Here is an 11,816-nt window from a genome sequence, read left to right as displayed (position 1 = left end):
GGCTACGCTCGCGATCCCGGCGTCCCGGCAGGCCCGGGCAACGCGGACAGCGATTTCGCCTCGGTTGGCGATGAGCACCTTGCGCACGATGGCTCACTTCTCCTGGCTCGTTGGCTCGTTCTGTCGTCTGGCGGAACAGCGGTGCTCTGCGCACTCATAGCCAGGCTCGTCGGCCTGGACCGTTGGTTCAAGGCGCAGCCTTCAAGGGTTCGGTGAACTTCCCCCGGCGCGGGCAAAGTCGGCCGGGGGAAGGTGACGCCGAGGTCAGAGGCCTGTCAGAGGCACCGAACTGTCGGGGGAGCTGACCCCCTGGCCCGGGGCCGCGCGCACCCTCGGGCGGGGGTCAGGCGTGACCGAACCGGAATCCGACGCCTCGGACCGTGATGATCCAGCTGCTTGATCCGAGCTTTCCGCGCAGGCTGCTGACATGGGTGTCGATGGTGCGGCCGGGCCGGGACCAGGAGTCGTCCCAGACCTGCGTCATGAGCTGCTTGCGCGAGATGACGTTCTCGGGCTGGGAAGCGAGCAGGTACAGGAGGTCGAACTCCTTGCGGGTCACCTCGACCGGACGGTCGTGCAGGCGGACCTCGCGGGTGCGCGCGTCGATCAGCAACGGACCGCTGCTGATGACCTGAGAGGTCTGCGGCTGCGGGCGCACCCGGCGCATCACGGCCTCGATGCGGGCCATCAACTCACGGAACCCGTAAGGCTTGACCATGTAGTCGTCCGCTCCGGCCTGCAGCCCGAGGACCCGGTCGAGCTCGGTGTCGCGGGCGGTGACCGCGATGACCGGGGTCTCGCAGTCTGCCCTGATCCCCCGGCAGACCTCGAGTCCGTCCAGATCGGGAAGGTCCAGGTCGAGCAGGAGCAGGTCGGCATCGCGATGTGTCTGGAGTGCCTTGGCGCCCGTGTCGACACTGTCGGCCTCGTATCCGTGCCGGCGCAGGCCCAGGACCAGAAACTCGGCAGCGCGTGGCTCGTTCTCCACGACGAGTACACGCAGCGCGGTGCGCGCGTCTCCCGGTCCCGGTCCTGGGCCGGGTGTCGTGGGCAGGCGGGCCGTTGCCTGTCGCGGTATGCGGGCTTCGAGAAGGTTTCCACTGGGCTGCTTCATCTACTGCTCCTGCACTTCACGCGGCCCAGAGGGCCGCGAGCCACCGTTTGGAAGCAGATTACAAACCGCTGCGCCGGTTTGTCAAAGAGGAAACAGCCATCTGCAGCCCCATGCACTTGGCCCGCATTGGGGCTGTGGCAGGTCAACTCCCGCGTAAACGTGGTGAATTGTACGCGTCCCTGTCGCCCCTGGTGGGCGCCGCCAGACTATGGCCAAGGCTTAACCGGAACGCAACGCCCCGGTCATTTGCCACATACGGGTTCACCCCCTGGAAATGAAACCAGGAAGTTGGTTTGATATCTACCATGACGCAGTCCCACCGCCCTGGTCAGGAGTCCCCGACTCCTGCGGCCCCTCGCACGGGCCGCCCCCCCACCCGCTCCCGCCCCGAGGGGAGGCTCCGTTGAGCAAGCAGGAACGTGCGACCCGCACCCGCTGCGCGCTGATCCGCTCCGCGGCGGCCGTGTTCGAGCGGCACGGATACGTGCAGGCGCGACTGGCGCTGATCAGCTCCGGAGCGGGGGTCAGCACCGGTGCGCTGCACTTCCATTTCGAGAACAAGGCCGCGGTCGCGGCGGCCGTGGCGGCGGAGGCGTCTCGCAGTCTGCGCGCCGTGTCCTGCCGTATCCGCCGGAGGAAAAGCACCGCCCTGCAGGCCCTCACCGACACCTCGCACGCCCTCGCGGATCTGCTGCGCCGGGACGCGGTGACCCGGGCCGGCTTCCGGCTCAGCTGCGACGGCGACCGGATCGCGGAGCCGGACCTTCGCGCCGAGTGGCAGAGCTTCGTGCGGGAACTGCTGGACGAGGCCGCCGACGAGGGTGCCCTTGTCGACGGCGTCTCCCGCAAGGACATGGCCGCGGCGATCGTGGCAGCGACCACCGGGTTCGAGGTGCTCGGGCGGCGTGACCCCGAGTGGCTGTCCCCGTATTCGCTGACCGGCTTCTGGCAGTTGATGCTGCCCCGGCTCGCCGTTCCGGAGGCGCTCGCCCTCCTGAACCCGGCCGGGGCCGACGCGGCGGGGGCCGGCCCCGGTATGGGCCTCTTGGCGGAGAGCGTCTGCGGGGCTTCTCAGTACAGCGAACCGGAACCGACTGCCCGGTTCTGAGCCCCCGGGTGAGGGACCTACGCCGGGCCGCCGCCGGGCCGGCGGTCCGGGCAAGGGGGCGCGTGATCGACGATCGACGGCCGGATCTACGTATACGTACGAGTGCAGCGACACCGGGACGGCCCTCATGACGGCCGGTTCGTCGTGTCTCCGCTGTGGATGGCGACGTTTCTCACGTGAGCCGCACACGGCAGCACACCGCAGGACCCTCACCGCTCCGCCGACGAATGGAGTCCACCTCATGCCATCCAGCGCCTTCAGCACCACCGCCTGGCTCGAAGACCTGGAGGAGGCAGTCCGGCGCCGCAACCCCGGTGAACCGGAGTTCCATCAGGCCGTACGCGAAGTGCTGGAGACGCTCGCACCCGTGATCGGCCTGCGCCCCGAATTCCGCGAGGCCAAGCTGGTGGAGCGGATGGCCGAGCCGGAGCGGCAGCTCATCTTCCGGGTGCCGTGGCAGGACGACCGGGGGGAGATCCACATCAGCCGTGGCTTCCGCGTGGAGTTCAACAGCGCACTCGGTCCCTACAAGGGCGGACTGCGCTTCCACCCCTCCGTCAATCTCGGCATCGTGAAGTTCCTCGGCTTCGAGCAGATCTTCAAGAACGCCCTGACCGGCCTCGGGATCGGCGGCGGCAAGGGAGGCAGCGATTTCGACCCGCGCGGCCGCTCCGACACCGAAGTCATGCGCTTCTGCCAGTCCTTCATGACGGAGCTCCACCGCCACATCGGCGAGCACACCGACGTCCCCGCCGGGGACATCGGCGTCGGCGGCCGGGAGATCGGCTACCTCTTCGGCCAGTACCGGCGCATCACCAACCGCTGGGAGGCGGGCGTACTGACCGGCAAGGGGACCGCCTGGGGCGGCTCCCACGTACGCACCGAGGCCACTGGGTACGGCAACGTGCTCTTCACCGCCGAGATGCTGAAGATGCGCGGCGAGCAGCTGGAGGGTCAGCAGGTCACCGTCTCGGGCTCGGGCAACGTCGCCCTGTACACCATCGAGAAGGCACAGGCGCTCGGCGCCCACGTACGCACCGTCTCCGACTCCGCCGGCTATGTCGTCGACGAGAAAGGCATCGACCTGTCCCTGCTCAAGCAGATCAAGGAGGTCGAGCGCGGGCGGGTGAGCGACTACGCGGCCCGGCGCGGGGCTTCCGCCCGCTACATCCTGGGCGGCAGCGTCTGGGACGTGCCCACCGATGTGGCACTGCCCTCCGCGACGCAGAACGAACTGACCGCCGAGGACGCCCGCACCCTTGTGCGTAACGGTGTCAAGGCCGTCTCCGAGGGGGCGAACATGCCGACCACGCCGGCGGCGATCCGTGTTCTGCGCGAGGCGGGTGTCGCCTTCGGTCCGGGGAAAGCCGCGAACGCGGGCGGCGTGGCGACCAGCGCCCTTGAGATGAGCCAGAACGCGGGCCGCGACAGCTGGTCGGCGGTCAGGGTCGAGGAGGAACTGTCCCAGGTGATGCGCGGCATTCACGACACCGTGTGCGCGACGGCGGAACGCTACGGCAGGCCAGGCGACTACGTCAGCGGAGCGAACATCGCCGGCTTCGAACGCGTCGCGGACGCCATGCTGGCCCAGGGACTGATCTGATCTCGCGCCCGCCCCTGGAACACCGCACGAACGGGACAGGGGCGGGCAGTGAGGCGGGCGCGAACGCGTGTTGTGCGCCAGGACGATCTCTACCGGCAGCTGGCCGCCACCCAGATGATCGGAGCGGCGGAGCGGTATCTCGGCGGAACCGGTGATGCGGACCCCACAGGCCGACTCTAGACTGTCGAAAGCCTGGAAAGTCCCAGATGAGGGAGATATGCACCATGGCCAAGCGAGGCAACAAGCGACGGGCCCGTAGGAAGAAGAAGGCGAACCACGGCAAGCGTCCCAACGCCTGAACCGATCCCCCCTGCGTCACCCCGCAGCGAGTGTGGTTCTGGCCCGCTCCGGAGTGACGTAGGGTTGTGTCCATCGACGCGGGGTGGAGCAGCTCGGTAGCTCGCTGGGCTCATAACCCAGAGGTCGCAGGTTCAAATCCTGTCCCCGCTACTGCGGGAAGAGGCCCGGATCCGCTGGATCCGGGCCTCTTCCGCGTCCCTGCCCCGACGGCCGCGGCTCCGGCCGGCCGCCGGGGGCTCCGCTTGGCACCACCGGGCGGGCCCGGCCCCGTCGTAGCGGCACGGGGCCGGGCCGGCGGGCCTGCCTACGGATGCAGGATGACCTTCGTGTAACCCTCGACGCGCTTGTCGAACTTGTCGTACGCCGACGGGGCCTGGTCCAGCGGTAGTTCGTGCGAGACGACGAAGCTCGGCTTCGCCCGGCCCTCGATGATCATGTCGCGCAGGTAGCGGTTGTAGCGCTTCACGTTGCACTGCCCCGTACCCACCCGCAGGCCCTTCTCGAAGAGCTTGCCGATCGACACCAGGAGCATGCCCTTCTTGGCCTGCTCGTCGGGGCCTCCCGGGTCGGCGGGGACGTACAGGCCGGGGATGCCGAGGGCACCGGTGGGCCGGACCGTGCCGACGAGCGAGTTCAGAACGGTCGCCGGTTCCTCGCGGTCCTCTCCGCGGGCCATCGCTTGGTAGCCGACGGCGTCCACGCCCTTGTCCGTGCCGACACCCTCCGTCTGGTCCTTGATCTGCTGCACCGGGTCGCCCTCGGCGAAGTTGATCGGCATTGCGCCGATCTCCCGGGCCTTCTCCAGCCGCTCGGGAACCCGGTCCACGACGAAGACCTTGCTCGCGCCGCGGAGCAGAGCCGAGTACGCGGCCATGAGCCCGACCGGCCCGCCGCCGTACACCGCGACGCTCTCGCCCGGGCGGACCTGGGCGAGTTCACAGCCGTGGTAGCCGGTGGGGAAGATGTCGGCGAGCAGCATGAAGTCGTTCTCGTTCTCGTTTCCCTGCGGCAGCTTCAGGCAGTTGAAGTCGGCGTAGGGAACCCGGAGGAATTCCGCCTGGCCGCCCGGCCAGGGTCCCATGGCGACATAGCCGTAAGCGCCGCCTGCGAATCCCGGATTGACGGTCTGACAGAAGCCGGTGAACCCCTCGACGCAATTGGTGCAGAACCCGCACGCGACATTGAAGGGCATGACCACACGGTCGCCCTCCTTGAGGGAGGTGACGCCCTGGCCGAGCTCCTCGATGATTCCCATGTTCTCGTGACCGAAGACGATGCCTGGCTCGGCCGCTGTACGTCCTTCGTACATGTGCAGGTCCGAACCACAGATCGCGGTGGAGGTGATCCGTACGATCACATCGTTCGGGTGTTGGATGCTGGGCTTGTCGACATCCTCGACCGCCACTGTGAACGGTCCCTTGTAGACAACGGCTTTCATTTTGTTGCCACCTCCTGCTCGGGGATGGGCACGCGTGATTCCCCCGCCTTTTCGCGTGACCCATATCTCATGATTCTCCGGCCTGCTGGAGGGGGCAAGCCGGTAAGGTCAGGAGGAATATCCGACCGGATATCGCACCACCGTCGAGAAACGGAAAGGAAGGCAGACACATGGCTGCACAGCGGCTCGGGACCCTGCTCGTCCCAGTGCCTGGCCTGTCCGGCACCTCGTATCCCGCAGGGACAACGGTTACTGTCCGCGGTCGCGGCGCGACTGTCGATGCGTTTGTGAACGGCGACTGGCTCCCCCTGTCGTGGTGGGAGTTCTCCGACGGCCTCCGCGAGGACATCGCCGACCGTTGATGTGCCCGTGGCTTCGCCGGCCACGCCTCTGATCTGCGAGGTGCCGGCGGTACCTGCCACGGTCTCGCCCGGGCGCACGTGGCGCGCCCGCGCGCCGAGTACATGATCGATCACGGCAACCCGCAGCCGTAGTTGTGGGCCCGACGAAGGCCGGTAGCCGGGCGTCATCGCGGCCCAACCAACGGCTCAGCAGTGCCCGTGACGACGGTCGGCGGGTAAAGGCCCTGCTCTGGCCGGCACTTGGCGACAACCGGGTCGAGTGAGCAGACGGTCACCCCCGGATCCGCTGCCGCGCCACGTACCGGTGGTACGGCCTCTCGGGTCGGGTCATTCGCCTGGCGTCGGGCCGGGTTCTCCGGCGCCCCCTCCCGACGGGCCGCCCTGGCCATTGCGTTGCGCGAAGACGGGCAGCGCCCGGACCATGTCGGGGGGAAGGGCCAGGCCCTGGTCGGTGGAGGGGTTGACCGCCAGCCACAGGTCGTCCGCCGGCCAGTTCGCGGCCAGCTCGGCGACGAGGACGCGGAGCGCGGTATCGGGGTCGCCCCCGGCCGCCACCAGCGCCTCCTCTGTGGTGAAGACAGGGATGTATCGATTGCCCTCCTGCTCGATCACCGGCAGAGCGATGGCGCCCTCGGGACGCTCCTCCCCGCCCTCGGCCGGCGGCGCCTGCGGCAGCAGGGCCACGCTGGTCGCGAGATCGATCAGGGCGGCCTGGGTTTCCGCCGCGTCCGCTGCCGCCTGGGTTTCCGCCGCCTCCGCCGCGGACCGGGCTGACCCGTTGGGAGGCGCCTCGGTCGGGGGCGTGTGTTCGTCGGGCGTCGGGGTGCTCATGTCTTGTCCTCACGTCGGCGTTGCTACCGGCCACCCGCTCGACACGGGTGGACAAGGGTTGCCGCAGTCGCCGCGGGATGCCGCCCAGCGGCACGGGGCCGGGGCAAGCGTGGCAATACCACCAAGGCTATGCCGCCCGACGTTGTGAGTGACATCCACGTTCTCGATCAGGAAATCGGTGGTGCGCACCTGGAGGCGGGTCCCGGACCGACCCTCGCGAACGGATCGAGCGACCTGGTCCGGCGACGGCTCCCTTCGGACCGAGGACCGGCGAGTCGTGCGGTACGGCGCGTCGCAAGCCCGGTCCGGCCGTGGCAGGGCGGACGATCGGGGAGATGTCATCCGTACACAGGAGGGATCTACCGTGGCCACCACGCGCAACGCTCACACCGAGTGGGAAGGCGATCTGCTCAAGGGCTTGGGGGAGGTCACGCTCGACTCCTCGGGAGTCGGCCACTTCCCCGTGACCTGGGTTTCTCGCGCCGAGGAGCCTCGCGGGAAGACCAGCCCCGAGGAGCTGATCGCCGCCGCCCACTCCAGCTGCTTCTCGATGGCTCTGGCGAACGCTCTCACCAAGGCAGGAAATCCACCGACGCTGCTCACGACGAAGGCCGCGGTCACATTCGAGCCGGGCACGGGAATCACCGGAATCCACCTCACGGTGGAGGGCCAGGTGCCGGGTGTCGATGAGGCCGCGTTCAAGGCTGCGGCCGAGGACGCGAAGGCCAATTGCCCGGTGAGCCAAGCACTCACGGGCACGACGATCACGCTCTCCTCCACCCTGGCCTGACACCCGCGGGCGCGTGGCGCCGTCGCCCGAGGGGTTGGGGCGGCGGCGACAACCCCGAGGAACGCGGGTGCGTGAACGCGAGTGCGTGAACGCGAGGCAGTGATCGCGAGGCAGTGAACGCGAGGCAGTGAACGTGCCCGGGCTCCGGGGACGCGGCGCTTCAGACCCGCCCGGCCTCGCCCGGGCTCCGGGCGCGCGCGTCAGGCCTCGCCGCGCAGCCCCCCCGCCTCCTGGGTGAGCCAGGCCGGCCTGACCATCTCGACATTGCGTCCCACGCCGTCGGCGGCCCGGATCAGCGCTTCGGCAGCCGCCTGCGGGTCCGGCACCGCCCGGGCGTGGGCCGCCTCGGCCAGCGCCTGCGCCGCCGCCTTCTCCGGCGACCCGGCGAGCTGCAGCGACACGGCCGCCCGCTCGGCTGCCTCGGCCGACTGCCCGTACTGGCCGTCGGTCCAGTACGCCCACGCCGTGTTGTAGAGGCAGACTCCTTCGGTGCGCGGATTCTCCATCTCCGAGGCCGCCTGGAGCGCCGCCTCCAGTGACGTCAGTGCCTCCGCCACCCGCCCCAGCGCGAGGAGGGCAACGCCCTTGGCGTTCAGCGCGTAGTCGGTCGCTTCCTGGACGCCCGCGTCCTGGTAGACGCGCACGGCCCTGTCGCCCGCCTCGATGGTCTCCTCCCAGTGGCCCAGGGTCAGCAAGGCCGTGAAGCGCGCGTTCCAGGAACGCGCCTCGGTGAGCAGGTCCCCCGACGTACGTGCGAGCCCGTGCAGCCGGTCGGCACCGGCGAGAGCCGCCGCCCCGTCGCCCAGGGTGCTGTGGGCCAGGCTGAGGCTCAGGATGGCGTGTACCTCGCCTTCGGCGTCGCCGTTCTCGTGCGCCAGGTCGCCGGCCCTGGCCAGCGGGCCCACCGCGGCGTCGAGGCGGCCCAGCTGCCGATAGGCATCGCCGAGGCCGAACACGGCGTTCTGCAGCGCCTGGCGGTCACCGACGCGCTCCGCCAGGTCGGCGGCCTCGCTGAACAGGTCGGCGGCGTCCGCCAGCGGGCCTCCGCTGAGCCGTGCGTGACCGAAGCCGATGAGGTGGGCAAGACGCGCCCGGTCGTCACTCAACTGTCCCTCCATGGTCAGATGCATCGAGATCGCCGCGAGCACGGAGCCCTTCCAGACCAACCACTCGCTGACCGCGCCAAGGACCAGAGCGGCATCGTCCAGGTCCCCTGCGCGCACCCGGTGCTCGAATTCGCGCCGGTACGGCTGGACGTCGTCCAGGGTCCGCCAGTCCGAGCGGGCCGGGGCGATGCTCGCGTACCAGTCGGCCGCCCGCCGCTCCACGGACTGCCGCCCCAGCACGCCGTCCCGTGGCATCGCGCTGTACGCGAGGTCGGCATCCATCGGGTGCAGCGCGAAGGTGCGGCTCGCTCTGTCGACCGACAGCATGCGCACCCGTAGCAGATGGGACAGGGCCGACGCGACGTCGATCCCGGGATCGAGCCCGGCCACGATCCATTCGATCGCCTCCCGTCGCACGGGCGTCCGCAGCACGGCGAGGACGTTCAGCACGGCGCGGCTTTCGGCGCCGAGCCGCTGGTACCGGTCATGCGCGAGGCCTGCGACCACGTCGCCGCGCAGGGTGAAATTCTCCAGCACCTCCTGCAGCGTCGGCAGGGTCAGCGTGTCGTCGGCCATCGCGCCCACCAACAGTTCCAGTGCGCGTGGAACCCCGTGGACGTGGACCGTCGCCTGCAGCAGTTGCTCCTCCGACAGCTGCGCCACCCCAAGGCTGCCGTCCTGGTCGAGTTCGCGCAGCAGCGCCACGGACTCGGTGGGTGGCAGCCCTTCGGACACCTCGACCTCCGCGGCGAAACGCCGCAGCTCGGGCGCGAGCCGTGGCGGAATCTGCGACGTGACCAGCAGCCGTGGCGTGGACCTGGCACGGAAGAGGCAGTCGAGGAACATCGCGAATTCCTCGTCGTCGAGCCGACCGTCGTCCTCAAGCAGGTCTTCGAGGTTGTCCAGCAGGATGATGAAGAGCTGGTCCCCCATCGCGGCGAACAGCTCGCCGATCTTGTCGTGTGCGGGGCGGTTCGTGGCCCAGACGTCCAGCAGACGGGCCTCGCGCTCGGTGCCGAGCAGGTGGGCGCAGTCGAAGTAGAGGCGCTCCAGGGAGATCCCCGACGTACGGGTGCTCAGATTGACCAGCCCCGACGGCACCGGTGCCTGCACTTGGCCGGGCCACTCGCCCTGCTCCAGCAACTCCATGACCTTGGCCGCGACCGCGCTCTTGCCGATGCCCCGACGTCCGGTGACGGTCACCATGCGGATGGCCGGATCGGAGAGGTGGCGGCCGATCAAGTCGCGTACGCCCGAACGGTTTTTGAACAACTCGAGCCCGTGCGTCACCGGCAGCCCGATCACCTTGGCAGTTTCCTGCGCGGGCCGGGAGCCCTCACTACCGGTCGGCCCGGACCCCACATCGGGCAGCGCTTGCGGGTCGGCGATCGCCAACAACGCGGCCAGCTCTCCCCGTAGCGGGTCGCCGACCCGGCGCAGAGTGTGGTCGATGCGGGCCGCCGTCAGCCGGCCCATCCCTTCCCAGCGGTGGTGCTCGGCGACCACCCCGACTATGTGGCAACCGACCCACACCGCGGCACCCGACATCCCCGACCACGGCGACACCTTCGGATCGGGGTCGGCAGCCGCCACCGGAACCGTGATCTCCAGCGTTCCTGTCCTCAGGTTGGACAGCGCCGCCACGGTCCCGTCCGCCTGGTGCAGCTCCCGGAACTGCCGCCCGTCGGGACGGCGTCGCTGCTTCCACAGCGGGAACCCCGCCGCGTGCACGCCTATGACGGCATGACGGTCGTCGCTGATCCAGCCGAACCGTGCGGGTTCGACCGAGGGGGCACCCGAGGGCGGCGCGAACGTCAGCACTGCCACATCGGTGTCCGCGTCCGACCATGTCACCGTCGCCGCCACCACCCACTGGCCCGGCCGGTCGGCGTCGAACCGCACCTGCACGCCGGTGGCGCCCGTCACCACATGGAACGCGGTCAGCACCGCCGTATCGCCGACCCGGTACCCCGACCCGCGCCGCCCGCCACCGGCGCTCGTGGTGACGATCACCTCGGCGATGCGATGCGGGTCCAGTCCGTCCCCCGCGGCCGCCCGCTCAGTCCTCACCGAGCAGCTCGTCTCCGGAGATCAACGCCATCTGGTCCGGCGCGTCCGTACGCACCGGCTGCAAGGTCAACGTGAGCTTCTGCGTGACCATGGTCGACCGCCTTGCCGTCGCACCGGCATCGAACACCCAGAACCGGACCTTCACCCCCGGCTCATGAGTCCGCTCCACCCCCACAGACAACTCCAGCTCCACCCGCTCCGCCTTGAACCGCAGATCGGCATCCTCACCGGCCGACATCGCCCGGCTCAGCTCCTTGCGCAGCTGCGCGATCATGTCCGCCAACTCGACCGCATCGTTCACAAGCAGGCCCCCAACGCACTCTTTCTCATCAACTACCCACTGTGCAGGGCAACATCATCACCCATCAGCCCCCTGGCGCGTCCACCCTGCCGGGCCCATGCCCGAATCACGTCACCGGGCCGGAACCGGCAGTTTGCGGTACAAGGTGCGGGCGTCCGGGGTCCACAGCGGCAACCAGTGCCTTAACGGGCGTTGTGTCATGGCGCGCGAACCATTATCTGTAGCCGTGAAGTAAGAAATTGAAGCAACGCGCGGTGAGGTTATCTCACACAACAGGCCGAGTGGACTATTTGAACACGCAAACCAATCTCACCGTGCTACTGTTGATCTCAGTTGCAGTTGTGGTTCCCAAAAACTCCAAGTGCCCCCAGCGGTCTTTCCCGCCGCTGGGAGTGCTTTTGTATTTCCGGTGCTTTCCGGGCGGGGCGATCATCGCGGCGACTCGAGGCTCGCACAGTGCGAGCCTCTGGGCACTGCCCCGAAGGAGATTTGACATGGCTAGTGGCACCGTGAAGTGGTTCAACGCGGAAAAGGGTTTCGGCTTCATCGAGCAGGACGGTGGCGGCGCTGACGTGTTCGCCCACTACTCGAACATCGCCGCCCAGGGCTTCCGTGAGCTTCAGGAAGGCCAGAAGGTGAACTTCGACGTCACGCAGGGCCAGAAGGGCCCGCAGGCGGAGAACATCGTTCCCGCCTGACGCTGACGCGTAGTACGAGTCGGGGCCCGCACCTTGGGGTGCGGGCCCCGACTCGTTGCGTTTGAGGGCACAGCTTTCCCCCTCATCCCGTGGTG

At 69.0% G+C, this 11,816-nt stretch carries 11 protein-coding genes and 1 tRNA gene; 6 read left to right on the top strand and 6 right to left on the bottom strand.

Going from position 1 to position 11,816, the window contains the following annotated elements; all coding sequences use genetic code 11:
* Both AB0M62_RS24705 and AB0M62_RS24700 read right to left on the bottom strand, forming a co-directional pair.
* Positions 1-78 (bottom strand): biotin carboxylase N-terminal domain-containing protein (locus AB0M62_RS24705; RefSeq protein WP_366076464.1); only part of this gene is annotated, 78 nt, incomplete at its 3' end.
* Positions 79-343: 265 nt separating this feature from the next.
* Entirely contained in the window at positions 344-1,114 is a 771-nt protein-coding gene (locus tag AB0M62_RS24700; protein WP_366076458.1) for a response regulator transcription factor, read from the bottom strand.
* A 403-nt stretch (positions 1,115-1,517) separates the two neighbouring features.
* On the opposite strand from AB0M62_RS24700, the gene AB0M62_RS24695 reads away from it, so the two are divergent.
* From AB0M62_RS24695 to AB0M62_RS24685, 3 genes are all read left to right on the top strand, one after another.
* Positions 1,518-2,222, top strand: coding sequence for a ScbR family autoregulator-binding transcription factor (locus AB0M62_RS24695; protein WP_366076457.1), 705 nt, complete (start codon positions 1,518-1,520; stop codon positions 2,220-2,222).
* Between the two features lie 241 nt (positions 2,223-2,463).
* Positions 2,464-3,825 carry an NADP-specific glutamate dehydrogenase gene (gene gdhA / locus AB0M62_RS24690; RefSeq protein ID WP_366076456.1) on the top strand — a complete coding sequence of 454 codons (1,362 nt, stop codon included), beginning with the start codon at positions 2,464-2,466 and terminating at the stop codon, positions 3,823-3,825.
* A 376-nt stretch (positions 3,826-4,201) separates the two neighbouring features.
* Positions 4,202-4,275, top strand: a tRNA-Met gene (locus AB0M62_RS24685).
* Positions 4,276-4,429: 154 nt separating this feature from the next.
* Here the strand turns inward: AB0M62_RS24685 and AB0M62_RS24680 are convergent.
* Positions 4,430-5,563, bottom strand: a complete 1,134-nt coding sequence (locus tag AB0M62_RS24680; RefSeq protein ID WP_366076455.1) for a glutathione-independent formaldehyde dehydrogenase — start codon at positions 5,561-5,563, stop codon at positions 4,430-4,432.
* A gap of 170 nt (positions 5,564-5,733) precedes the next feature.
* On the opposite strand from AB0M62_RS24680, the gene AB0M62_RS24675 reads away from it, so the two are divergent.
* Positions 5,734-5,925 carry a hypothetical protein gene (locus AB0M62_RS24675; RefSeq protein ID WP_366076454.1) on the top strand — a complete coding sequence of 64 codons (192 nt, stop codon included), beginning with the start codon at positions 5,734-5,736 and terminating at the stop codon, positions 5,923-5,925.
* Positions 5,926-6,252: 327 nt separating this feature from the next.
* Here the strand turns inward: AB0M62_RS24675 and AB0M62_RS24670 are convergent, their stop codons facing one another.
* A complete protein-coding gene (locus AB0M62_RS24670; protein ID WP_366076453.1) occupies positions 6,253-6,756 on the bottom strand; it encodes an SseB family protein in 504 nt (167 codons plus the stop codon).
* 364 nt (positions 6,757-7,120) lie between these two features.
* Here AB0M62_RS24670 and AB0M62_RS24665 point away from each other — a divergent pair, with 364 nt between their 5' ends.
* Complete coding sequence (locus tag AB0M62_RS24665) at positions 7,121-7,546, top strand: OsmC family peroxiredoxin (RefSeq protein ID WP_366076452.1); 426 nt, start codon at positions 7,121-7,123, stop codon at positions 7,544-7,546.
* Positions 7,547-7,746: 200 nt separating this feature from the next.
* Here the strand turns inward: AB0M62_RS24665 and AB0M62_RS24660 are convergent, their stop codons facing one another.
* Positions 7,747-10,722, bottom strand: coding sequence for a tetratricopeptide repeat-containing serine protease family protein (locus AB0M62_RS24660; RefSeq protein ID WP_366076451.1), 2,976 nt, complete (start codon positions 10,720-10,722; stop codon positions 7,747-7,749).
* Positions 10,712-11,023 carry a trypco2 family protein gene (locus AB0M62_RS24655; protein ID WP_366076450.1) on the bottom strand — a complete coding sequence of 104 codons (312 nt, stop codon included), beginning with the start codon at positions 11,021-11,023 and terminating at the stop codon, positions 10,712-10,714. The genes AB0M62_RS24660 and AB0M62_RS24655 overlap by 11 nt, the downstream gene beginning before the upstream one ends.
* A 494-nt stretch (positions 11,024-11,517) precedes the next feature.
* Here AB0M62_RS24655 and AB0M62_RS24650 point away from each other — a divergent pair, with 494 nt between their 5' ends.
* Complete coding sequence (locus AB0M62_RS24650) at positions 11,518-11,721, top strand: cold-shock protein (protein WP_014061102.1); 204 nt, start codon at positions 11,518-11,520, stop codon at positions 11,719-11,721.
* Positions 11,722-11,816: the final 95 nt, after the last annotated feature.

The sequence above is a fragment of the Streptomyces sp. NPDC051219 genome (genome assembly GCF_040682335.1).
In the GTDB taxonomy this organism is placed as follows: domain Bacteria; phylum Actinomycetota; class Actinomycetes; order Streptomycetales; family Streptomycetaceae; genus Streptomyces.
The sequence above is the reverse complement of the archived record's forward strand: the minus strand, read 5'-3'. Positions and strand labels throughout refer to the sequence as shown.

Bases quoted from the DNA above. Each gene is read 5' to 3' on its own strand.
- AB0M62_RS24680 (WP_366076455.1), bottom strand. From the start codon at position 5,563: ATGAAAGCCGTTGTCTACAAGGGACCGTTCACAGTGGCGGTCGAGGAT.
- AB0M62_RS24700 (WP_366076458.1), bottom strand. From the start codon at position 1,114: ATGAAGCAGCCCAGTGGAAACCTTCTCGAAGCCCGCATACCGCGACAG.
- AB0M62_RS24675 (WP_366076454.1), top strand. From the start codon at position 5,734: ATGGCTGCACAGCGGCTCGGGACCCTGCTCGTCCCAGTGCCTGGCCTG.
- gdhA (WP_366076456.1), top strand. From the start codon at position 2,464: ATGCCATCCAGCGCCTTCAGCACCACCGCCTGGCTCGAAGACCTGGAG.
- AB0M62_RS24650 (WP_014061102.1), top strand. From the start codon at position 11,518: ATGGCTAGTGGCACCGTGAAGTGGTTCAACGCGGAAAAGGGTTTCGGC.
- AB0M62_RS24670 (WP_366076453.1), bottom strand. From the start codon at position 6,756: ATGAGCACCCCGACGCCCGACGAACACACGCCCCCGACCGAGGCGCCT.